At 40.6% G+C, this 22,221-nt stretch carries 25 protein-coding genes (1 of these 25 cut by a window edge); 21 read left to right on the forward strand and 4 right to left on the reverse strand.

What is annotated here, in order from left to right; all coding sequences use genetic code 11:
- The first annotated feature begins 290 nt into the window (after positions 1–290).
- From BrL25_RS12250 to BrL25_RS12275, 6 genes are all read left to right on the forward strand, one after another.
- The gene (locus BrL25_RS12250; RefSeq protein ID WP_018673806.1) at positions 291–1,322 is read left to right on the forward strand and encodes a DUF4367 domain-containing protein; all 1,032 of its coding nucleotides are present in this window, start codon (positions 291–293) and stop codon (positions 1,320–1,322) included.
- Between the two features lie 232 nt (positions 1,323–1,554).
- Positions 1,555–1,998, forward strand: coding sequence for a hypothetical protein (locus BrL25_RS12255; RefSeq protein WP_018673805.1), 444 nt, complete (start codon positions 1,555–1,557; stop codon positions 1,996–1,998).
- A 3-nt stretch (positions 1,999–2,001) separates the two neighbouring features.
- On the forward strand, positions 2,002–3,207 hold the full coding sequence (alr, locus tag BrL25_RS12260; protein ID WP_018673804.1) for an alanine racemase: 1,206 nt from the start codon (positions 2,002–2,004) through the stop codon (positions 3,205–3,207).
- 142 nt (positions 3,208–3,349) lie between these two features.
- Positions 3,350–3,649 (forward strand): CopG family ribbon-helix-helix protein, encoded by a 300-nt coding sequence (locus tag BrL25_RS12265; RefSeq protein WP_003333535.1) that lies wholly within the window; start codon positions 3,350–3,352, stop codon positions 3,647–3,649.
- 3 nt (positions 3,650–3,652) lie between these two features.
- Positions 3,653–4,003, forward strand: coding sequence for a type II toxin-antitoxin system PemK/MazF family toxin (locus tag BrL25_RS12270; protein WP_003333534.1), 351 nt, complete (start codon positions 3,653–3,655; stop codon positions 4,001–4,003).
- Between the two features lie 229 nt (positions 4,004–4,232).
- Positions 4,233–6,392 carry a Tex family protein gene (locus tag BrL25_RS12275; RefSeq protein WP_018673803.1) on the forward strand — a complete coding sequence of 720 codons (2,160 nt, stop codon included), beginning with the start codon at positions 4,233–4,235 and terminating at the stop codon, positions 6,390–6,392.
- Positions 6,393–6,469: 77 nt separating this feature from the next.
- On the opposite strand, the gene cmpA is transcribed toward BrL25_RS12275, so the two are convergent.
- Together cmpA and BrL25_RS12285 are read right to left on the reverse strand one after the other, a co-directional pair.
- Positions 6,470–6,595, reverse strand: coding sequence for a cortex morphogenetic protein CmpA (cmpA, locus tag BrL25_RS12280; protein WP_003333532.1), 126 nt, complete (start codon positions 6,593–6,595; stop codon positions 6,470–6,472).
- A gap of 115 nt (positions 6,596–6,710) precedes the next feature.
- Positions 6,711–7,046: a hypothetical protein gene (locus BrL25_RS12285; RefSeq protein WP_018673802.1), complete on the reverse strand. Its 336-nt coding sequence runs from the start codon at positions 7,044–7,046 to the stop codon at positions 6,711–6,713.
- A gap of 120 nt (positions 7,047–7,166) precedes the next feature.
- Here BrL25_RS12285 and BrL25_RS12290 point away from each other — a divergent pair, with 120 nt between their 5' ends.
- The 6 genes from BrL25_RS12290 to BrL25_RS12315 all read left to right on the forward strand — a co-directional run bounded on the left by BrL25_RS12290 (position 7,167) and on the right by BrL25_RS12315 (position 13,101).
- The gene (locus BrL25_RS12290; protein ID WP_018673801.1) at positions 7,167–7,631 is read left to right on the forward strand and encodes a SprT family protein; all 465 of its coding nucleotides are present in this window, start codon (positions 7,167–7,169) and stop codon (positions 7,629–7,631) included.
- A gap of 65 nt (positions 7,632–7,696) precedes the next feature.
- Positions 7,697–8,167 (forward strand): tRNA (adenosine(37)-N6)-threonylcarbamoyltransferase complex ATPase subunit type 1 TsaE, encoded by a 471-nt coding sequence (gene tsaE, locus BrL25_RS12295; RefSeq protein WP_018673800.1) that lies wholly within the window; start codon positions 7,697–7,699, stop codon positions 8,165–8,167.
- Entirely contained in the window at positions 8,148–8,861 is a 714-nt protein-coding gene (tsaB, locus tag BrL25_RS12300; RefSeq protein WP_018673799.1) for a tRNA (adenosine(37)-N6)-threonylcarbamoyltransferase complex dimerization subunit type 1 TsaB, read from the forward strand. The genes tsaE and tsaB overlap by 20 nt, the downstream gene beginning before the upstream one ends.
- A 9-nt stretch (positions 8,862–8,870) precedes the next feature.
- A complete protein-coding gene (rimI, locus tag BrL25_RS12305) occupies positions 8,871–9,341 on the forward strand; it encodes a ribosomal protein S18-alanine N-acetyltransferase (protein WP_018673798.1) in 471 nt (156 codons plus the stop codon).
- A gap of 16 nt (positions 9,342–9,357) precedes the next feature.
- On the forward strand, positions 9,358–10,416 hold the full coding sequence (gene tsaD / locus BrL25_RS12310) for a tRNA (adenosine(37)-N6)-threonylcarbamoyltransferase complex transferase subunit TsaD (RefSeq protein ID WP_035312317.1): 1,059 nt from the start codon (positions 9,358–9,360) through the stop codon (positions 10,414–10,416).
- Positions 10,417–10,743: 327 nt separating this feature from the next.
- Positions 10,744–13,101: a hypothetical protein gene (locus BrL25_RS12315; protein WP_018673796.1), complete on the forward strand. Its 2,358-nt coding sequence runs from the start codon at positions 10,744–10,746 to the stop codon at positions 13,099–13,101.
- On the opposite strand, the gene BrL25_RS12320 is transcribed toward BrL25_RS12315, so the two are convergent.
- Positions 13,098–15,032, reverse strand: a complete 1,935-nt coding sequence (locus tag BrL25_RS12320; RefSeq protein WP_018673795.1) for an ABC-F family ATP-binding cassette domain-containing protein — start codon at positions 15,030–15,032, stop codon at positions 13,098–13,100. The two genes, BrL25_RS12315 and BrL25_RS12320, sit on opposite strands and share 4 nt — an antisense overlap.
- 110 nt (positions 15,033–15,142) lie before the next feature.
- On the opposite strand from BrL25_RS12320, the gene BrL25_RS12325 reads away from it, so the two are divergent.
- The 7 genes from BrL25_RS12325 (at position 15,143) to BrL25_RS12355 (ending at position 19,992) form a co-directional block, all read left to right on the forward strand.
- Positions 15,143–15,712: a 5-formyltetrahydrofolate cyclo-ligase gene (locus BrL25_RS12325; protein WP_018673794.1), complete on the forward strand. Its 570-nt coding sequence runs from the start codon at positions 15,143–15,145 to the stop codon at positions 15,710–15,712.
- 84 nt (positions 15,713–15,796) lie between these two features.
- On the forward strand, positions 15,797–16,312 hold the full coding sequence (locus BrL25_RS12330; RefSeq protein ID WP_018673793.1) for a MogA/MoaB family molybdenum cofactor biosynthesis protein: 516 nt from the start codon (positions 15,797–15,799) through the stop codon (positions 16,310–16,312).
- Positions 16,306–17,307, forward strand: coding sequence for a molybdopterin-binding protein (locus BrL25_RS12335; RefSeq protein WP_018673792.1), 1,002 nt, complete (start codon positions 16,306–16,308; stop codon positions 17,305–17,307). Before BrL25_RS12330 ends, BrL25_RS12335 begins: the two co-directional genes overlap by 7 nt.
- 26 nt (positions 17,308–17,333) lie before the next feature.
- Positions 17,334–17,702 carry a twin-arginine translocase TatA/TatE family subunit gene (locus BrL25_RS12340; RefSeq protein WP_018673791.1) on the forward strand — a complete coding sequence of 123 codons (369 nt, stop codon included), beginning with the start codon at positions 17,334–17,336 and terminating at the stop codon, positions 17,700–17,702.
- Between the two features lie 23 nt (positions 17,703–17,725).
- Positions 17,726–18,517, forward strand: coding sequence for a twin-arginine translocase subunit TatC (tatC, locus tag BrL25_RS12345; RefSeq protein WP_018673790.1), 792 nt, complete (start codon positions 17,726–17,728; stop codon positions 18,515–18,517).
- Positions 18,518–18,635: 118 nt separating this feature from the next.
- Complete coding sequence (locus tag BrL25_RS12350; protein ID WP_018673789.1) at positions 18,636–19,292, forward strand: Bax inhibitor-1/YccA family protein; 657 nt, start codon at positions 18,636–18,638, stop codon at positions 19,290–19,292.
- Positions 19,293–19,452: 160 nt separating this feature from the next.
- The gene (locus BrL25_RS12355) at positions 19,453–19,992 is read left to right on the forward strand and encodes a hypothetical protein (protein ID WP_018673788.1); all 540 of its coding nucleotides are present in this window, start codon (positions 19,453–19,455) and stop codon (positions 19,990–19,992) included.
- A gap of 1 nt (position 19,993) precedes the next feature.
- Here the strand turns inward: BrL25_RS12355 and BrL25_RS12360 are convergent, their stop codons facing one another.
- Complete coding sequence (locus BrL25_RS12360) at positions 19,994–21,268, reverse strand: CAP domain-containing protein (RefSeq protein WP_018673787.1); 1,275 nt, start codon at positions 21,266–21,268, stop codon at positions 19,994–19,996.
- Between the two features lie 323 nt (positions 21,269–21,591).
- Here BrL25_RS12360 and groES point away from each other — a divergent pair, with 323 nt between their 5' ends.
- Together groES and groL are read left to right on the forward strand one after the other, a co-directional pair.
- Positions 21,592–21,873, forward strand: coding sequence for a co-chaperone GroES (groES, locus tag BrL25_RS12365; protein WP_003333513.1), 282 nt, complete (start codon positions 21,592–21,594; stop codon positions 21,871–21,873).
- Positions 21,874–21,933: 60 nt separating this feature from the next.
- Positions 21,934–22,221, forward strand: the start of a protein-coding gene (gene groL / locus BrL25_RS12370; RefSeq protein ID WP_018673786.1) for a chaperonin GroEL. It continues 1,347 nt past the right edge of the window; 288 of the gene's 1,635 nt are visible here — the first part of the coding sequence; it begins with the start codon at positions 21,934–21,936; its stop codon lies off the right edge, out of view.

The raw sequence follows: 22,221 nt of genomic DNA on the forward strand, positions 1-22,221 counted from the left end.
CCTATATGAAAGGAACACAGGTTTTTTGATCCTATACAAGACAAACTCCAACTTGTCTGCATATTGGGACGAGAAGACTCATAGATATATAACGCATAGAGCAGGAGGGGAAACTGTTAGCTCTACAGACTTACTAAAGTTCTGTTAGCGCAGGAATATTTGCGGAATGTACAAGATTCAGTCAGCTTGTAGTATATGTTGACTGAAACTGGATAACGATCTGACAAATTTCCTAGGAAATAGACAGTCAAGCCCTTCATTGTCGAAACCAGACAAGGGGAGTTGAGGTAATGAAACGTAGAGCTTTAGGTTTAGTCATGCTATTGGTGCTCTCGTTGCTCGTGACGGGATGCTTCGGGACAAAGACACCAGAGGATGTAGTGAATGAATTAGGAGGGAAAATGGACAAAATTACCGGTTACAAGACCAATGCAGTGTTAACTCTGCAGACCGGTACGACACCACAAGAATATGATGTAGAGGTCTGGTATTCTAAGCAGAACAATTATCGCGTAGCCCTCACTTCTAAACAGCGTAACATTACGCAAATCATTTTACGTAATGATGAAGGTGTTTTTGTTTTAACCCCACATCTCAAAAAAAGCTTCCGTTTCCAAAGTGGATGGCCAGAAAATAATGGACCCCTCTACTTATATGAAACGTTGGTTAACAGCATCGTAAATGATACTGAGCGTAAATTGAAAATGGATGATAAGGAGTATGTCTTTGAAGTAAAAGCTAATTACAGTGGTAATCGTTCTTTTAGTAAGCAAAAGATTTGGATGAGCAATGATTTGAGACCGATGAGAGCAGAGATTATGGATAATAACATGAATAAGCTGGTAGAGATTAATTTCACTGAGTTCAACTTTAATCCTGAATTTCCAAAAGATGCGTTCGATAAAGATAAGAACATGACAAGTGCGCTCCCTTCTGTTCCCACTATGGGTCTAGCTGAAACAGGTGTGAAGAAACCTACGAGCCAATTTGGGGTGATACAACCTACTTATGTACCAGCAGGAATTAAGCTAAACAACATTGAACCGGTGACGCATAATAAAGAAAAGAGCGTATTGTTACAGTATAAAGGAGAGTACAACTATTCTTTGATGGAAAGCCGGCCAACTGCTGCTACAGTCTCCTATGAACAAGGCATGCCTGTTGATCTAGGTTTTACCATTGGTGTTCTATATCAGACTGCTGAAGAAAAACGCATTCTGAAATGGGAGTTGGATGGTGTCGAATTCACACTATCTGGCGATCTTCCTGAAGATGAAATGCTAAAAGTAGCACAATCTACTTATGGAGTAGGCGGTAAATAAGATGTTAAAGCTAAAAGAGGCGAAGGAAGTCTTCGTCTCTTTTTCTATGTTGTCGTTCTATAAAAAGTACCAAAATATTTATTATCTAGGGATTTTAGGTGTCTATCCTAGCAATATCAAACCGACAAATATATACAAATTTTTCTGACATTTCATGTTGCTTCATTGACAGGCTCCCTAAAAAAACGGTAAGATACGTAACGAGTTATTTATAAGGGGTGATTCAGCTTAGATGAAACATGAATACGGTGAGGTACTCTATCACGAAAAAGCGACCTATTCAGATTTATTCTTACGTAAAAATGCAAAGATGAGAATTATGGAAACAGTACTTTTTGTGATAATAATGATTCTGCTTTCGGGTTTGTTTGGAGATCGGGATAGCACAGTATTTAAGGTATTCGCCATTGCAAGTGCCGTGGCACTGGTGGGATTAGCTCCTTTCTTTTATAAATGGAGCCTTCGTCCTGTTTACACTGTGACGAAATCTCATCTCATTATCAATATTCGTGGACAAGAAACAGCGTATCCACTAACGCAAGTAGAGCCGATTATTGAAGGGAGACATATGTACCGTATTAATGGGAAACGTATGCCCCTCATGATATCTCATAAATTTCTAGCTCATTTAAATGAGAGACTGCATGTTATTAACAGAAAGAATAAGAGGCGATAATTCATGAAGCCATATGCCCGCGATACATGGATAGAAGTTGATTTGGATGCGATTGCGGCTAATGTCTCTGCCCTGCGCCAACATATCCCTGCCCACTCAGAAATTATGGCAGTAGTTAAAGCGGATGGATATGGTCATGGTTCAGAATATACGGCCAGAGAAGCACTGGCGCATGGAGCTACCAGACTAGCGGTAGCTGCTCTAGATGAGGCGCTTGTGTTGCGACGAGCAGGTATTACAGCACCGATCCTTGTTTTAGGTTATACCCCCGTAGATGCTATGCAAACCGCTGTAGAAGAGAATATTCAATTGACTGTTTATCATCTTCAGTGGTTGCACGAGGCTGCCAATCTATTGGTAGATAGTTCTCATCAACTGGAGGTTCATGTAAAAGTTGATACAGGTATGGGACGCATTGGGGTTAGTGATGAAGCAGAGTTACTGGAGCTTATCCACGCGATAACTACGAATGATTCTATGCGTTGGGTTGGAATATTCACGCACTTTGCTTGTGCGGATGAGGAAGACACTACACATGTAAAAGGCCAGCATGCCTTATTTCAAGAACGTCTGAAAGCTGTTGAGAAAGCGGGCTACAAACTTCCTCTCATTCATTGCAATAATACGGCTGCAGCTATTGTTTTTCCAGAATGGAGTTATGATTTGATTCGATTGGGCATAGGCTTATACGGATTGTATCCTTCTGACTTCATAAAACAACAGCATACTCTTGATCTAAGACCAGCCCTCAGCTTAAAAACCCGGATTTCCCATGTTAAAAATATGCCTCCACATTCTACAGTCAGCTATGGAGCCACCTATACAACCACCGATCACGAACAGATAGCTACTGTACCAATTGGATATGGAGATGGATTTTCACGTTTATTGTCAAATCGAGGTGTCGCTTTGTGTCATGGCAAACGAGTGCCGATTGTAGGAAGAGTGTGTATGGATCAAACCATTCTTCATATTCACTCAGGAGATGCTCAGGTTGGAGATGAAGTAGTTTTGTACGGAAAACAGGGGAATGAAGAAATTACTCTCGATGAGATAGCTGAGTGTCTGGGAACGATCAATTATGAAGTAACATGTATGCTCAATTATCGCATTCCTCGCGTTTATTTACGAAATGGGAAAATTGTCGGTATCTGTCATGGAATTGCCAATAAATTCTTGGAAGAATATCGAAAAATGGCAGGAATTTAGCGGAAAAGATCGAATACCTTTTAAGGTGGGCATCATGCATCGGTGAAAAGCATCAAAAAGGTATATTTTTGCATATGGTTCGACATAATGGTACTGATAAGATAAAGAGAACGGAGAGCGTTCGAGAACAGAGGTTACGGTCATGGCTGGAGGTGGATTTGTCTTGTCTAAAAGCAATACAAAACGTATCATGATCAGTTTGCCGCAACATTTATTGCAAGAGGTAGACGGAGTCGTGCAAAAAGAGAGATCAAACCGAAGTGAATTGATTCGTCAAGCGATGAGTCTCTACCTCAAGGAGCGAAAAAAACGATTTATACGAGAAACAATGCAACGTGGCTATTTGGAAATGGCTAAAATCAATCTCAATATGGCATCGGAGGCTTTTGAAGCAGAAGAGGAAGCCGATCTTACCTTAGACCGCTTAGTTAGCGGGGTGTAGTAAGTGAATGTTAAACGTGGCGATGTATTTTTCGCGGACCTTTCCCCTGTGGTTGGCTCCGAGCAAGGTGGAGTTAGACCGGTATTAGTTATACAAAACGATATTGGAAATCGATTTAGTCCGACGGTTATCGTCGCTGCGATCACTGCTCAGATTCAAAAGGCAAAGCTGCCTACGCATGTGGAAATCGATGCAAAAACATATGGGTTTGATCGTGACTCTGTCATCTTATTGGAACAAATAAGAACCATTGATAAGCAAAGGTTGACTGATAAAATCACTCATCTAGACGATGAGATGATGGAAAGAGTGAATGAATCACTTCAGATCAGCCTCGGATTAATAGATTTTTAATAACGGATGAAAAAAGGACCTTTCGCTGAATACATGCGAAGGGTCCTTTTTTCAGCGGAGTAATTTTTAGAGATGAATGTCGTTTTATGACAGCGCAGAGCCTTGCAAAACTACCAGAAACCCCTGTGAGCCAATCTAGGTGAACTTGTAAACGAAACCTCAGGGGGCTATCATACTAAATAGATGTAAAAAGATTGAGAACTTCTGTAAACCTTGGGAGGATAAGTACATGGATGTTAAACAAATGGCTGCCACCCTTGCACGAGAACTAGGTGTAGGTGTTCAGCAGGTTGTACAAACAATAACCTTACTGGATGAAGGGAATACCGTTCCATTTATTTCTCGCTATAGGAAAGAAATGACTGGTCAATTAGACGAAACACAAATACGGGATATTGAAGAGCGTGTACGCTATTTACGAAATTTAGTTACCCGAAAAGAAGAGGTTCTTCGTTTAATTGAAGAACAAGGAAAGCTAACAGAAGAATTATCAATCGCTATTCAAAAGGCCACCAAACTTCAGGAGGTGGAGGATCTTTATCGTCCCTATAAGCAAAAGCGTCGTACACGTGCTACGATTGCCAAAGAAAGGGGATTGGAGCCTCTTGCCACCTATCTACTTTCCTTACCACAGACAGGTGATCTTGCCTCAGAAGCTAGTCGCTATTTAGACAGTGAAAAAGGCGTTGAAACCGTAGAAGATGCCCTGCAAGGTGCAATGGATATTATTGCTGAACAAATCTCCGATGATGCAGAGTATCGTAAATGGATTCGTGAAAAAACATTCATGAAAGCTGTCTTACTTACGGATCAAAAGGAAAAAGAAGAAGACGGAAAAAATGTTTACGAAATGTATTATAGCTATTCAGAGCCTGTCAAAAAAGTGGTTCCTCATCGCATTCTTGCCATCAATCGTGGTGAAAAAGAAGGAATTTTAAAGGTTTCATTAGAAGCACCTGTGGAAGATATAACTGCATTTCTCCAGAGAAAAATACTTACTCAGAAGACAATTGTTGAGGATTTAATAAAGCAAACAATCGAGGATAGCTACAAGCGTTTAATTGCTCCTTCAATTGAACGTGAAGTAAGAAACGAATTGACGGAGGTAGCTGAAGAGAGAGCAATTCACATCTTTGCTGAGAATCTACGCAATTTGTTGCTCCAGTCTCCGTTTAAAGGAAAAGTGGTACTAGGTGTTGATCCTGCTTTTCGAACAGGCTGTAAGCTTGCTGTTGTGGATGATACGGGTAAAAAACTATACATAAATGTTATTTATCCAACTCCACCAGTAAACAAAGTCAAAGAAGCTAGCGAAACAGTGGAAAAAGTTATTAAAGAATATCAAGTAGATGTAGTGGCAATCGGGAATGGTACAGCTTCAAGGGAGACAGAGCAGTTTATTGCTGACGTACTAAAAGAAGTGAAGCGAGATGTTTCCTATATCATTGTGAATGAAGCAGGAGCCTCTGTGTATTCGGCATCAGCGTTAGCCAAAGAAGAATTTCCTGATTTGGACGTAGCAGAAAGAAGTGCTATCTCTATTGCTCGTCGTTTACAAGATCCGCTGGCTGAATTGGTAAAAATCGATCCAAAATCAGTAGGTGTTGGACAATATCAGCATGATGTATCCCAAACTCGTTTAGCAGAGAGTCTTGAATTTGTTGTGTCGTCGGCAGTTAATCACGTCGGAGTGGATGTGAATACAGCTTCCGCTTCTTTGCTTCAATATGTATCCGGTGTAAACAAGCAAGTAGCATCAAATATTGTGAAGCTACGTGAAGAGAATGGAAAGTTTAAAAACCGATCCCAATTAAAAAAGGTACCGCGATTGGGGGCTAAAACCTATGAGCAATGCATCGGCTTCTTACGTGTTATGGACGGAGATAATTCTCTTGATCGTACTCCTATTCATCCCGAGTCATACGAGGTTACGTATAAGCTGTTAAAACACTTACAAATCCAGCCTGAGGAGATTGGCAGTGACCCTTGTAAGAAACAGGTAATGAATATGTCATTACCACAAATGGCAGCAGAGCTTGAGATAGGTGAACCGACGCTACAAGATATTGTAGATAGCCTTTTGCGTCCAGGTCGTGATCCGCGCGATGAGCTACCAAAGCCACTTTTAAGTAAAGATGTTTTGAAGTTAACGGACCTTAGCAAGGGTATGAAGATGCAGGGTACGATTCGTAATGTGGTCGACTTTGGTGCATTTGTTGATATCGGACTAAAAAATGATGGGCTTATTCATATTTCACAATTGAAAAAGGGCTTCGTAAAACATCCTCTTGATGTTGTAGGCGTTGGAGATATCGTTGATGTCTGGGTGATGGATGTTGATGAGAAACGTCAGCGTGTTGGTATGACTATGATTTCTCCAGTAGAATAGCCTACAAAACAACATTTTGTAAGCAAATTGATTTTTTAGTAATATTTTACGTTCTCTACTCGGACAAAAAAGCCGTCCTATTCTTCAGGGCGGCTACTTTGTTTTTCTAAATATAGAAACCAACAGCTGTTTAGCAATCGAATTTGTCTTACATCCTTCCCAAAGAAGGCGCGTTGTAGCTGTTTACGCATCCATTGTGGCATAAAAAATACCTCCTGCGCTTTCTTACTTGCATTGTATGCAGGAAGAAAGGCAGAGGTACTTTGTCTGTGTAGGTAATAACCTAATTCTATGTCTGAGTATGGTGTAGAATTAGTTCTATTCGTCTTCTGCTAAACCTTCTAGTTGTGCTTGTAGAGCACGAATTTCGGTTAATAATGAACGGAGTGGGTATTCTGTTTCATTCAGACAGGAAAAGCTGGACTCTAACTCATTCAAATAGGAGAGACCGTCTACGATCTTTAGTTCCTGTGTAAGGAGTTCAAGTTCACTACATTCGCTTAGCATATTTGGTAATTCTGGTCTAGTGACTACGGTTAATTTGTTATGTTCTTTTTGCAGTCGTTTAAGCAGGGCTAAAAGCTGATACATATGTGATGACGGCATTTGTACAAAAAAAAGCCCGCTCTTCTTTTGTAAAAGTAGATAACGCATAGGAGCCTCCATCTTTAAATTGACTTGCGTTCATGCACAAGTGTAGCGTATCCTTCAAGAAGAATTCAAGAGATTTTGTTATAGTAAGTACAGTCGGAAAAGACTTAGGGGGAGACGTGTGTGAACGACAAGGAATTGCAAAAACTAGTTGAAGAGATATCTGTACGTGATTTTGCCAAACCGTTTCGTCACAATGCTCGGTTTAACTCCCGTTTGCGCACGACTGGTGGTAGATATTTGTTACGCACTCATGATCTTGAGTTTAATCCCCTTCATCTTCAAGAGCATGGTGAGGAAGAATTGATTGGTATAATTAAGCATGAACTATGCCATTATCACCTTCATCTGGAAGGAAAGGGCTATCGACATCGTGATCAGGATTTCATTCAATTATTACAACAGGTAGGCGGAGCAAGATATTGCTCCAGACTTAACGGACAAAAAATCGTACTACCATATCGCTATCAATTAATCTGCACGGATTGTGGATTCTTGTATAAAAGAAAGAAAAATATTAATCCAGCTCGCTATGTTTGTGGCAGATGTCGTGGTAAATTACGAATCGAGCCTTTGTCACAGGGATAGGAGCGCGCCTTTACATGCCATTTTCGACAAGGCTATAATAAAAAGAATGGAGGAATGGCAAGGCAATGACGTATGAATTTGAGTTTACTAGTCAGCAAGCAACTCAAGAATTTGCAGAAAAACTAGCTCAGTTGTTGATGCCAGGAGATTTCTTGGCGTTGGAAGGGAATTTGGGAGCTGGTAAAACTACGTTTACACAAGGACTAGCACGGGGGCTCGGGGTGAAACGTGTGGTGAATAGCCCAACCTTTACAATTATAAAAGAGTATGCTGGACGTTTGCCACTTTATCATATGGATGTATACCGGGTCGCCGATCAGGTGGATGATTTAGGTCTTGATGAGTATTTTTATGGAGATGGTGTTTGTGTGGTAGAATGGGCCTCTTTGATTCCTGATCATGTACCAGAGGATCGAATAACGATTCATTTGCTTCAACAAGAAGAGAATGTTCGCCTATGCCGACTTGAGGTAGTGGGGAAACGAAGTGAACAGGTAGGTAAGGAGATTGATCAACATGTGCATGCTGGCAATTGATACTTCCAATCTCGTGCTTAGCGTCGCTGTGGTCGATGATTCACGAGTACTAGGGGAGTGGACAAGTAATCTAAACAAAAATCATTCCGTCACCGTAATGGACGGGATCTCCATGTTACTAGATGAGCTGAATATTGACCCGGCAGCATTGACAGGAATTGCTGTAGCTAAGGGGCCTGGTTCCTACACAGGTGTTCGAATTGGGGTAGCCACAGCGAAAAGCATGGCCTGGTCTCTCGGGATTCCTGTTATTGGTATTTCTAGTTTAGAAGCAGTTGGAATGAATGCTCTGACTTTTACAGGTGGAATTGTCCCGCTATTTGATGCAAGGCGAGGTCAGGTATATACAGGCCTGTATCGAAGCAAAGACTGTCAGACGCTAGACGTTTTGCTTCATGAGCGAATTATATTGCTTACAGATTGGTTGGACATGCTTCAACAAGAAACAGATGGTGAGCCATTGTTATTTTTAGGAGAAGATTTGGACAAACATCGTGAAGTCATTATAAATGTGCTAGGGAAAAAGGCGATGTTTGCAACTCCTGCCCTAAATCATCCAAGAGCAGCACACTTAGCATGGAAGGGGCTTCAACAGTTGCAGGAAGGAAATGGCATTCATGCACATGACTTAGTACCTGAGTATCTACAATTGGCGGAAGCGGAAGCCAAATGGATAGCGAAACAGGAAAAGTAGGGATATTACATGAGTGAGACACTATTAAAACAGATCGAATTTCGTTACATGACATTAGACGATGTAGAAAGAATTGCTGAGCTAGAGCGTATCTGTTTTCCAACTCCCTGGCCGTTAGAAGCTTTTATTAATGAACTAACCATTAATCCGAATGCAAAGTATATAGTAGCTACACTAGAGGGACAAGTTATAGGATATTGTGGCATGTGGCTGATTATTGATGAGGCTCATATCACAAATATTTGTATTCATCCTGAAGTGCGTGGTCAGAGGGTAGGATTACGGCTCATGAAACAGGTGATGGCACTGGCGATGGTTTTGGGCGGCGAAAAAATGACCTTGGAAGTGCGCCCGTCTAACGAAATAGCTCGGAACTTATACACAAAATTAGGCTTTGAAGAACATGGAAGACGGAAACGATATTATTCCGATAATAACGAAGATGCCATTATTATGTGGGTGAATTTACGTGAAGAGTAATCAACAATCTCGCTATATGAAGCGGGTACAACAACGCTATGAACAACAAATAAAATTGAATAAACCAGTCTATATTTTAGGTATTGAGACGAGTTGCGATGAAACATCGGCATCCGTTATTGAGAACGGCACTACAATTTTATCCAACGTGATTGCTTCTCAGGCTGATATCCACAAACGCTTTGGGGGTGTAGTACCTGAGGTTGCTTCTCGAAGACACGTGGAAAATATTACGGTAACTATAGAGGAAGCACTTGAACTTGCTAATAAAAACTGGGACGATATCTCTGCTATCGCAGTGACGTATGGTCCAGGATTAGTTGGGGCGCTTTTAGTCGGCGTAGCAGCTGCTAAAGCCATTTCCTTTGCAAAAGGAATCCCCCTTATAGGGGTTCATCATATTGCGGGACATATTTATGCGAATCGGTTGGTGGAGGAAATGCAGTTCCCACTGATCAGTCTAGTTGTTTCAGGTGGACATACGGAGTTAATCTATATGAAAGAACATGGACATTTTGAGATTTTAGGTGAAACCCGTGATGATGCGGCTGGAGAAGCTTATGATAAGGTAGCACGTTCATTAGAATTGCCTTATCCAGGAGGACCGCATATTGATCGACTTGCTCATGAAGGTGAACCAAGTATTAGCCTACCAAGAGCTTGGCTAGAGAAGGATTCATATGATTTTAGCTTCAGTGGCTTGAAATCAGCTGTATTAAACACGCTTCATAATGCAAAACAGCGAGGAGAAGAAATTCCAGCTGCCAATCTAGCAGCAAGCTTCCAAACTTCAGTAGTTGAGGTTTTAGTAGAAAAGACTATTCGAGCCGCAAAAGAGTATCAAGCCAAACAAATATTATTAGCTGGTGGTGTAGCAGCAAATAAAGGCTTACGATCGGCATTAAGCGAGCGATGTGCGAAGGAAGGGCTGTCTCTAACTATTCCGCCACTTATTCTATGCACAGATAATGCTGCTATGATAGCGGCAGCCGGATTTGTCTCGTACCAACAAGGAAAATTTGCTGATCTTGATTTAAATGGTGTTCCGGGATTAGAGTTAACCAACCCTTTTTAGTGTATAGCTAAAAAGGGTTTTTTTTTGTCTAACTATCCCATAAAAGGAATTTGTCTAGTGGAGATGGGAAAGCTACTAGGGATTGGTGATAATCAAATTAACTTATAAACAATATCCACAATTATTTTTTAACAAATGTAATAAACCTGTTAGTATCTTTGTGGATAATGTGGATAACAATGAGCTTCAATCAATAAATCTTTTGTTTATGGTTTTTTTTCTGTTGAAAAGGCTGTTTTAACTGTGGATAAGTCTGTTGAAAAAATGCATATAACATTATTCTACATAATAAATCAGCTTATTGTTATTAACAGGAGGAATACCTTTATGAAAAAACAGTTGCTTCAGTGGATACTTATTTTTGTTGTATTAATTGAGATAAGCTTACCAAAAGAGGCATTTGCCGTTTCTTCGCATACAACACCCCCATTCCTAACAACAATATCCACCTCTATAAAAAATCGACAAGTGATTATTCTCGCTGTGGATATGCTTTCTTTTGGAGATCTTCAAGAGCTGAGGTATCGTCAACCTCTTGCTGGTCATATGCATAAGGCGGGCTATGCAGCATTAACGATGCGAACTGCGGGACCAAGGACAGCAGCCAATGGATATCTACTGATGGGAAGTGGAGGGCAGGCTCAATACACAGAAGCTAGTGAAACGTTGTACCAGTATAATGAATCTACAGGAAATGGTGAAACAGCAGAACAGCGGATGAGTCATCTCACTAGTCCACTTACGATTAACAAGAAAAGTGCTCTCTTATACCCTGGCATTTTCCGTTTGCAAAGAGAAAATGAAAACAAGCCGTATACAGCCAGAATTGGACTAATGGGAGATGGAATTGAACGTGCTGACCGTACGGTAGCTTTTTATGGAAATGCAGATCTCGGTGAAAAGAAGCAACGGCATGCCGCGTTACTGGGGGTTACTTCCACTGGAGAGATCAGGAAGGGGATTGTCTCCTCCGATATGCTACTTGAAAAGGACTTCCGTTATCCCTACGGGGTGCGTACAAAGAAAGATTTTGTTTTACAACGGATTGCAGGTGATCGAACTTCAAGTCTAATCATTTGGCAATATGGGGATTTGGCGAGGTTATATAGACAAATGCCTGAGATGTCACCCATGCATTTTAAACAGATCCATCGTCAAATTATTGCTGATTTAGCAAAGGTGACAGGTCAGATTATTGCTAAACTACAACCAGGACAAATGTTTCTACTACTGTCCGCTGATGCTAATCCTATTGCTATTAAAGAAAAAAGTATATTGACCCCATTTCTCATGTGGACATATTCAGGAGAAAAAACAGGTGAGTTAACATCCATAACCACACGTCAGCCAGGACTAGTGAGTGGGTTGGATCTTTTACCCACCGTATACCATTGGATTCGTTTACCTCTACCCGAACATGTAATTGGACATGTCATTCATACCACAATGAATCCAATCCCATTCGTTTCCTCGACAGAAGCGAGTCATGTGAAAGACAATCAATCGGATTGGAGGATTTCATCTTTTTTTCAAAAGATAGAACGCATTCATCGCATATATGCTAACAGACCGAGTATTATTTATAGTTTCGTGATACTTCAGTTGGCTAGTTTGTTGATGGGACTTTTATTATGGTATAGATATCAGTGTCAACATAGAACGGTTTCATTGCCCATGCGTAAATTTGTAAGATTTCTGCTTACTACATTGCTATTATTTCCGTTTCTGCTTTTACTTGAGCCTCTAGTGGATATCTCTTTACCGGTCTTTGCTACGCTTTCACTGTTAGTGATAGTAGCTGGGGTAATGGCCTACTGGTTGTGTCAGCTTTCATTATCAACTAGTTTTTTTCTGATAGGGGCAATTACAACTATTGGATTATTAACTGATGGATTTACGGGAGCGCACTTGATGAGGCGCTCTTTCCTCGGGTATGACCCGGTCATTGGAGCGCGGTTTTATGGAATGGGCAACGAATATGAAGGTGTATTGATTGGAGCTAGCCTGCTTTTTTTTGCTACATATTATCAGTGGGAACAAGAACGGGAAAGGAAGCAAATACAAGGAGAACAGACCAACCTGTCTCTAATAGGATTGGTTTTGATTGTAGTAAGCATGAGTATTATTCTATGGTATTTGGCCTCTCCTCAATATGGTACGAATGCAGGGGGATTTTTGGCAGCTGGACTTGCGTATGTGGTTACATTACTTCGTTTTTATCAAATCCGTCTACACAAAATAAGCCTCCTCTTGGTAGGAGGAAGCTTGGTAGTTGGTATTGCGAGTTTAATAATCATTAATCTACTTTCTGTGCAACCAATGACTCATGTAGGCAAAGTTGCTCATAACATTGTAACAGGCAATTGGATAGAAGTTGGTCAGATTATTCGTCGCAAGCTGGAAATGAACCTTCGCCTAATACGTGTTTCGTTATGGAGCAAAGTGTTTTTTCTATCCCTGTTTATTATCAGTGTCATCAGCTTTTATCCACAGCAGTATATGCGTAGATTGTATACTAGTTATCCTGCATTGGTTACCGGTTTTAGCGGTATCATGGCAGGGTCCTTGGCTGGACTTTTTTTAAATGATTCAGGTATTGTATCAGCGGCCACGTCGATCGTTTTTTTTGTAAGCCCTGCACTACTTTTAACCTTACAGGAAGAAAAGGTAGTACGAAAACATTAGTCGACCGAAAGCTCTTCCCACTCAGCATACAATTGATCAATATTGATCCGAGCTTGGCTAATCAGATCATTACGTTTCTGAGCCTCAACATGATCAGAATAAACATCAGGATGACATAATTCTTCTTCCCAGGTAGCAATCTTTTCCTCGTTATCCTGAATGTTTTTTTCAATTTCTTCTAAACGCCGTTGCCGTTGCCGTTCTTTTCGCTTCGCTTCTTTATCAAGCTCATAAGTGCTTTTCTCTGGAGAACTTTGTTTAGTAGCTGACGTTTTTTGATTTGTCTGCTCAACCTTTTCCTGAGCTTGCTCTACTAGCTCTTGTTTTTTATCTATATAGTAATCGTAATTACCAAGGTAGCTTGTTACCCCAGTTGGAGACATCTCTAGGACACGACTTGCCATTTTGTTTAGAAAATACCTGTCATGGGATACAAATAAAATAGTTCCGGGATAGTCATATAGAGCGTTTTCTAATACCTCTTTACTGATGATATCCAGGTGGTTAGTCGGCTCGTCAAAAATTAAGAAATTGGCTTCTTTTAGCATTAATTTAGCTAAAGAGACACGTGCACGCTCTCCACCGGACAAGTCGCCAATTCTTTTTAATACATCATCGCCACTAAATAAGAAGTTACCAAGAATGGTGCGAACCTCTTTTTCTTGCATGTGAGGATAATCATCCCATAGCTCTGCCAAAATGGTTTTGCTCATATTTAACTCACGCTGTTCCTGATCATAGTAGCCAATGGTCACATTACTCCCCAGATCTACATGTCCTTGCTTGGCTGTAAGCTGACCTACAACGGTTTTCAGTAAAGTAGATTTTCCAATCCCATTTGGTCCTACTAAAGCAACGCGTTCTTCCCGTTCTAAATCAAAGGTCAACTGAGAAGAAAGAGTGACATCTTCATAGCCGATTGCGAGATTACGAACTTTGAGCACGTTATTTCCGCTCATTTTGGCAATTTCAAAGGAGAAATGAGCTGATTTGTTACCTGCAATTGGTTTATCCATTCGCTCCATCTTTTCAAGTGTTTTGCGTCTGCTTTGCGCTCGTTTGGTAGTAGATGCTCTGGCGATATTGCGCTGAACAAAATCCTCTAATTTGGCAATCTCCCCCTCTTGTTTTTCGAAACGGCGCAGTTCTTGCTCTAAGCGCAGAGCCTTTTGATCTAAATAGCGGCTATAGTTACCTACATAGCGTTGAGCCTGATGACGCTCAATTTCATAAACGATATTCACTAGCTTATCCAAAAAGTAACGGTCATGGGAAACGACTAGGATAGCGCCTTTATAATTTTGCAAATAGACCTCTAGCCAGGACAGGGTTTCAATATCCAAATAGTTCGTAGGCTCATCTAATAGCAATAAATCAGGTGACTGGAGCAGTAACTTTGCTAATGCCAGACGCGTTTTTTGACCACCACTTAATGTATAAATAGGTGTCTCATAATCCATGTCGGAAAAACGAAGACCGTGAAGTACTCCGCGAATACTAGCTTCATAGCTGTAACCGCCTTTTTCTTTAAAGGCTTCCACGCGATGTGAGTAGATCTCCATAATTTGCTGATACTTCTTTTCGTTTTCAAAGACAGCGGGATCGCCCATCATAGCTTCCATCTTACGTAGCTCTTTTTCCTCTGTTTGGAGTTGCTCAAAAACAAGTAGCATCTCTGCCCAGATGGAGTTGTTGGATTCCAGACCGCTGTTTTGGGCCAGGTAACCAATTGTTACATCCTTTGGTTTACGAAGCACTCCACTGTCATAGCTAAGTTCGCCTGCGATAATTTTCATGAGCGTAGATTTGCCGGCTCCATTTACCCCAACCAAACCGATCCGCTCTAACGTTTGTACTTGTAAAGATATATCCTGTAAAATGGTTTCAACACCATATGACTTCGTAATGTGCTCTGCTTGTAATAAAATCATAGCTTTCACCCCGAGATGTTATTCAGATCTCTATCCTAATAAGTGTACCTAAAGCAGAGGTCGGGAACAAGGGGAGCCGATCAATAGGTGGGCAAATAAGGGGGCAAAGTATGAATATACAAGAGAAAAAATGCTTGAGACAAGTAATGATTAGCGAGCGAGATTTGTTGAGCAAAGAGGCATGCTTGCAAAAATCTGCTAAGGCTACACAACATTTATGGAGTATCAGTGCTGTAAAAGATGCTCAAACAATTATGTGTTTTAGTTCGTTTGGAAGTGAAATTAATACGTGGTCTTTTATAGAAGAAGCGAGAGAACGTCAAATAAAGGTTGCTCTTCCTCTAACAGATCGAGAACATAAAAAAATAACACCTTATACATACGAAGGTAGGAACAGCTTGAAGAAGGGAGCTTATGGTATTTGGGAACCAGATCCTCTGTATTCAACAGAGCTGAAGCTAGCAGATATAGAAGTAGTGATCGTTCCAGGTGTAGCATTTGATCAGCAAAAAGGGCGATTAGGCTATGGAGCCGGCTATTATGACCGATTTTTTGCCAGTCTGTCACATGAACCAAGACGGATTGGATTTTGCTTTGCTATGCAAGTGATAGAAAAGGTACCAATGGAGCCTTTTGATATACATTTGCATCAAATCGTCACTGAAGATGGAATTATCTGAATTTGAAACAATTTGGACATACATTACACCAATCCTAAAAAGATGGTATTGTATAATTGTGTTGGTATTGGAGGAGGGTTTAACATGTCAGGATGGAAAATAGGTATCATTACAGCTAGTGATTCAATCGCTGGTGGGGAAAGAGAGGATGATCGAATTCAGTTGGTGCGTGGGTTAGTCAAACAGCACTTGCATACGGAAAACATTATTTATCGTTGTTTGCCGGATGATATGGAAGAACTGAAGGAGCATATGATCGAATTGGTGGATCGAGAAAAATGCGATATTCTCATTACCACAGGTGGAACAGGATTGAGTCCGCGCGATGTTACACCAGAAGTAACGTCATGGGTAATTGATCGTCCAGTACCTGGCTTAGCGGAGGAGATGCGTCGCGCTGGTTTGAAGCAATCTCGCCGCGCTATGTTAACACGTGCTGTTGCAGGCACTAGGGGCAACAGTTTGATTTTCAATTTACCAGGAAACCCTAAAGGAGTCGAGGTCTGCTTTATAGCTATTGCAGACATGCTGCCGGACGCTTTGCATATTTTGCAAGGATCAGAAGAAGCCGGTGAAGACTGGGGTGGAATTGGATGGTAGAAAAGCCGAACTTTAAAGTCGTGCCTGTCCGCGAAGCGGTGGGCATGATTTTGCCTCATGATATGACGCAGATTTTACCCGGGGAGTTCAAGGGTAGGCTGTTTAAAAAGGGGCATGTTATTAAAGCGGAAGACATAGAGCCACTGCTTTCCATAGGAAAAGAGCATATTTATATCATGGATATGCCTCCTGACTTTATCCATGAAGAAGAAGCAGGTCAAAGAATTGCCCAAGCTGTTGCAGGTACAGGTCTTATTTTAACGGAGCCCTACGAAGGTAAGGTTTCAATGAAAGCAAAAACAAATGGACTTTGTAAAATCAATGAGCAGGCCGTCCATGCTTTAAATGAATTAGAAGGTATAGCTCTTTCCACTATCTTAACGAATCAAGTGGTTACAGAGGGGCAGTCAGTAGCTGCCACTCGTATTATCCCTTTAATTATGAAAGAAGAAAGCATTCTCGTTTTGGAACGTTTGGCTAAGCAGTTTGATGGACCTATTGTAGATGTGCTACCGATACCTGCTCGAAGGGTCGGGGTGGTCACAACAGGAAGTGAAGTTTATCAGGGACGAATTCAAGACAAATTTGGTCCTGCTATTAGAGCTAAGGTAGAAATGCTAGGTTCTCAGGTAGTTGAACAACGTTTTGCTCCAGATGATAAAGAAATGATACAACAAGAGATAGAGTATTTCTTGGCACAAGGAGTCGACCTGATCTGTGTAACAGGCGGTATGTCTGTTGATCCAGATGATAAAACACCTGGAGCCATTGCTGGTGTAGGTTCTGATGTTATACGTTATGGGACGCCGATGTTACCTGGTTCCATGCTAATGATCGCATATAAAGGAGATACCCCTATTCTAGGGTTACCTGGAGCGGTGATGCATGAGCCTGTTACATCGTTTGATGTTTTTTTACCTAGAATCCTGTACGGAGAACGCATCCAAGAAAATGATATGACACGACTTGGTTATGGTGGGTTACGGAAGTGTTAATAATCAAATGAGTGGAGTTGTTTATTATGAGTGGTATTGGAGCTTCAGGTTTTGTTATATTAATCATTTTAGCCATAATCTTTTTTGGACCTAAAAAGCTACCAGAATTAGGGAGAGCTATGGGTAGTACTTTGCGAGAGTTCAAAAAAGCTACAAGTGGACTTGCTAATGATGATTTTGACGAGAAAAAAAATGAGAAGCCAACTGAACAGCAGATGGTAGCAGCGACTGCTAAACCAGCCGATACAGTGGGGGCTTCCGAGCAAATCGATCGTGAAAAGTTGGAGCGTGAAATTCGTGAGCGTTTCGAACGCGAACGTCTAGAAAAGGAGATTCGCGCAAAAATCGAGCAGGAACGTAAAGAAGCGTCCTCTTCCAGCGAACCAAAAGCGTAAGAATAAGAAGGTAGGCAGGTTGGATGAGCAAACAAAGAGATATGACTTTATGGGAACATATTGGCGAATTGCGTAATCGTCTGTTAATTGTTCTACTCGTTTTTGTTATCGGATTAGCAGTGGGACTTTACTACGCCGGGCCAGTTGTTATGTATTTACAGCAAACGCCTATGGCTAATCTTTCAATGAATACGTTAGTTTCCTTGAAACCTTCCGATGCTCTACAGGTGTACATGCAATTTGCCTTTTTGGTTTCCATGATAATAACTACACCGGTATTTTTGTTGCAACTGTGGGCATTTATTAAACCAGGTTTAAAGCCGAATGAAACAAAACTAACCCTATCATTTATTCCAGTTATTTGTCTTTTGTTTCTTGTTGGATTAGCCTTTGGATATTATGTTGTGTTCCCGATAGTAGTTCTGTTTATGACTAATATCAACGTTCAGTTGGGTACTCCAGTCATGTGGGGATTAGGCGAGTACTTCTCGTTTATGTTTAATATGATTGTACCTTTTGGATTTCTGTTTGAACTCCCGATCTTGGTGATTTTGCTAACAAGGTTGCGAATTATCAATCCGGTAAGGCTGTCTAAAATCAGAAGATATGCATATTTTATTTTAGCTTTTATTGCGATTGTGATTACACCTCCTGACTTCATGAGTGACTTTATCGTAATGATTCCATTGTTTATCTTGTATGAGATTAGTGTGTTCCTTTCTAAAATTATCTATCGTCGACAGTTGAAAGAAGATGAAGCGTGGAAACGTGAATACGGAATGGTAGAAGATCAAGCTGATTCTGAAATTAAATAGCATTATTTCAAAGAGCATAAGGTTATATTTATGCTCTTTTTGTGTAAATATAGTTGCAGAACTTGTCATGAATCGGTACGATTCTTATTAGAAGACAAATATTGGAGGTGCTTGAAGCTTGAACGAAAATTATTCGGAGCAAGTGTATAGGGAAGAGAGTAACTTTCCTAAAATTTTAAGATTGTTTGCGATTTCACTACTGGTGTCTACGATTGGTAGTGCTGTAGGTACAATGTTTGTTCCTCCAGCCTTTATCCTGCCACTTGTGGTTGTTGAATTGCTAATGCTGATCGGTGCCTTTTTTATGCGTAGAAAAGGTGTTCGAATCGGATATGGATTCTTATTTGCTTTTGTTTTCATTAGCGGGATCACACTTGGGCCGACTCTTCAATACTACGCGATGAAAAACGGAGCCGTGTTGGTTAACGCAGCTTTCTTAATCACTACGGTTATCTTTATCTCATTGGCTGGTTATGCTTATGTGTCCAAACGCGATTTTAGTTCAATAGGCGGTTTTTTGTTTGCAGCTCTTATTGGATTGATCTTGTTACAGGTACTAAATATGTTTATTACATTAGGAACGGGAATGCAGCTGTTAATGGCATCTGGCGGGATTGTGATTTTTAGTGGATATATCCTGTATGATGTGTCGCAGTTCAAACACGGGGTAGCAGATGATGATATCCCAATGGCAGTTATTTCCTTATACCTTGATTTTATTAACTTGTTCTTATCGTTACTCCGTCTTTTAGGTATTTTAAGTAGTGATGATTAGTTTTAATGAAATTACAAGAACCCCCTTCTGATATTCTTCAGGAGGGGGTTCTTGCATATTTAGTTGAAGTCTAACGATTTACAAATGTTTTCTCTGTATAGCACCTTTTTCTCGGGCGAATACTATATGGACGAAATGGCTTGAAAAAGGAGTGAAATCAATGAACAAAAGAAAGTGGTTTGTAGTATCAGCTATTTTTTTATCCGTATCGGCGGTGGTGGCTGGTTTTACTATGATGAAGGCAGGTGCGATTCCAGGGATCTTCCCATTCTTGCATAAGGGTGAACAAGCAGCGGCAACTAACATTTCCCCTACAGGAAATGATTCAGGTGGGGCCCAGATAGCTGGAGAGAATGTAGAGCTATTTGATAGTGACCAACAAAAGGTTGTATCCCATTATTCAAATAGCACCCGCTTTCAAAAGGAAGCTCAAACGATCTTACACTCAGTGAGTGGGAGAGTCCAAGATATTAGTCCAGAGCTGGAGCATTGTTATATTTTAAAAATCCCAGTAGACCCACCAATAGAGTTATCTGTCCCGAAAGAAAAAATTAAAGATAATATCTCACGAGTTTTTGTTGTTATGCCAAAAAATAGTAAACGGAAACCGTGGCTTATTCTACATAATCATCGTGAGGAAACTATATTGGCAGAGTTTACTAGAGATGTCGGTACAATCCGTGAACTCATTAAGAGATAGCCTATTTGTTTGAAGAGAGTTTAACGAAGTTTTCGGTAAAGTAGTCAGAAGAGACGCCTACTCCCAGTTCTTCAAATTGTTTTTCAAGCACATTTTTACGATGGCCTAAGCTATTTAACCAACTTTGGTATGCCTCAATGGCATCTGGGAATCCTGCGGAGATATTTTCTCCAGCCATTTGATAGGACAGACCATTTTCCTTCAGTCGATCGAATGGGGATAAGCCTGTTGTCGCGGAGATATGATCAAAATATTGATTGCGTTGCATATCGATGCTATGATTACGGGCTGTGACGGCTGCTTTTTCGTTCCAACGTAACGGTGGAATTTGATAACGATAGCGAATTACATTGGTCAAATCTAAAATCTGCCGTTCCATAGCTCGATTAATCTCCTCCTGACTTTTGGCATCAGGGATAGGGGGAGTGAAATTGGGTGCTTCCCCTGTATAAGTCCACTTTGTTTCGTAGAATCCACCTTGAAGCAGAACTAGCTTGTCTATGATACGGATACCAGTAACCTTCTGTTGATTATGTTTGTCCAAGTAAAATAAAACAGGAACATCTCCCACAAGTTGCAATGGTCGCTCTGCTCGATCATTTTTTATTTCAACAAACGTATCTTCATAAGAAAAGGTAACGCCCTCCTGTAAAGAATAACTCCTTTTTAGCATATCGTATGAAGTACCGATACGTATTTGATTGGTCAATGCTGCTTTCGGGCTATTAGAAAAGACGTCTAATACCTTCCCTTTTAAAATGCCAACTTGTACATAACGATCAGGATGTTTGTTATAAATCCACCAATCATACCCAAATAAGCTGGGTTCTCGGCGATCAGGCTTACCTAATGTAGCTTCCACCTGCTGAGAACTCATATGCAAAGAGACTTCAAAAAGAGTGGGCGCAGCCGTAGTGGGCTTTGTTGAGGCTTGTTGCATTTTTTCTTTGGCAGATGAAATTTGTTTAATAGAAGGAGTAGCTATTTGTTGATTTTGTTCAAGGGGCATTTTAGCAGATGCGGTGTGTCCAGGTGTCAGCGTTGTTAGGAAGACGGCTTTAGCTGTTTCCTTCACCGTTTCAATCACACTAGTGGAAGTACCATTTGTATAATTGTTAGGTTCTGGTGTATGTAGCGTGCTTGTTTTCGTAAAAAGAGGGGAAAAGATCATTTGCATATTGGTTTTCATCTCAGGTGAGGATTGAGAGCTTGCTTGTAACAAAACAAAAAGTGAAAGTCCAAGAGCTGTAACAAGAAACCAGCTTTTCTTAGGCATGTTATTCCTCCTCGCAGTCTAGCAAATCTTTCTCTACTTTATCTATAAGTACATATTGTGCAGTATAGAACAAAAAATAGAGTTTTGTATAAAAGAAAAGAAGGTGGAATAAGAGAGTCCCAGAAGATATATATATCAAGAGACTGGATGCTTAGTTTCAGCCTTTACAGGAATTGAAGTCTTTTTGTCTGTAAAAGTGCTTGAAAATACTTGCAAAGCATTCAGTGATTTATTATTATAGGAATTGGGTGTTAGCACTCCTTAATGGTGAGTGCTAACCATTTAAGAAAAATTATGTACTATCTTTGAGGAGGGTGTTTTTTGTGTTGAAGCCATTAGGTGATCGTGTCGTACTTGAACCAATTTCTAAAGAAGAAACAACTGCTAGTGGTATCGTTTTGCCTGATACTGCAAAGGAAAAACCACAAGAAGGTCGTATTGTTGCAGTAGGTTCTGGTCGCATTGAAAACGGTGAGCGTATCGCCCTAGAAGTAAAAGAAGGCGATAAAGTAATCTTCTCTAAATATGCTGGTACAGAAGTTAAGCTGGACAACAAAGAATATTTGGTACTTCGTGAGTCCGATATTTTAGCAGTTATCGGCTAAGGTACCGTAACATAATGAGTTACCCTAAACACATATTTCAATTTGGAGGTTGAGTATTAGATGGCAAAGCAAATCAAGTTCTCCGAAGATGCACGTCGTTCCATGTTGCGCGGTGTAGAAACTCTTGCAAATGCAGTTAAAGTAACATTAGGACCTAAAGGTCGTAACGTTGTTCTAGAAAAAAAATTCGGTTCTCCATTGATTACAAATGATGGTGTAACAATTGCAAAAGAAATCGAATTAGAAGATGCTTATGAAAACATGGGTGCGCAATTGGTTAAAGAAGTTGCTACTAAAACCAACGATATTGCTGGTGACGGTACAACTACTGCAACTGTACTTGCTGCT

Source organism: Brevibacillus laterosporus DSM 25, assembly GCF_002706795.1.
Taxonomy (GTDB): domain Bacteria; phylum Bacillota; class Bacilli; order Brevibacillales; family Brevibacillaceae; genus Brevibacillus_B; species Brevibacillus_B laterosporus.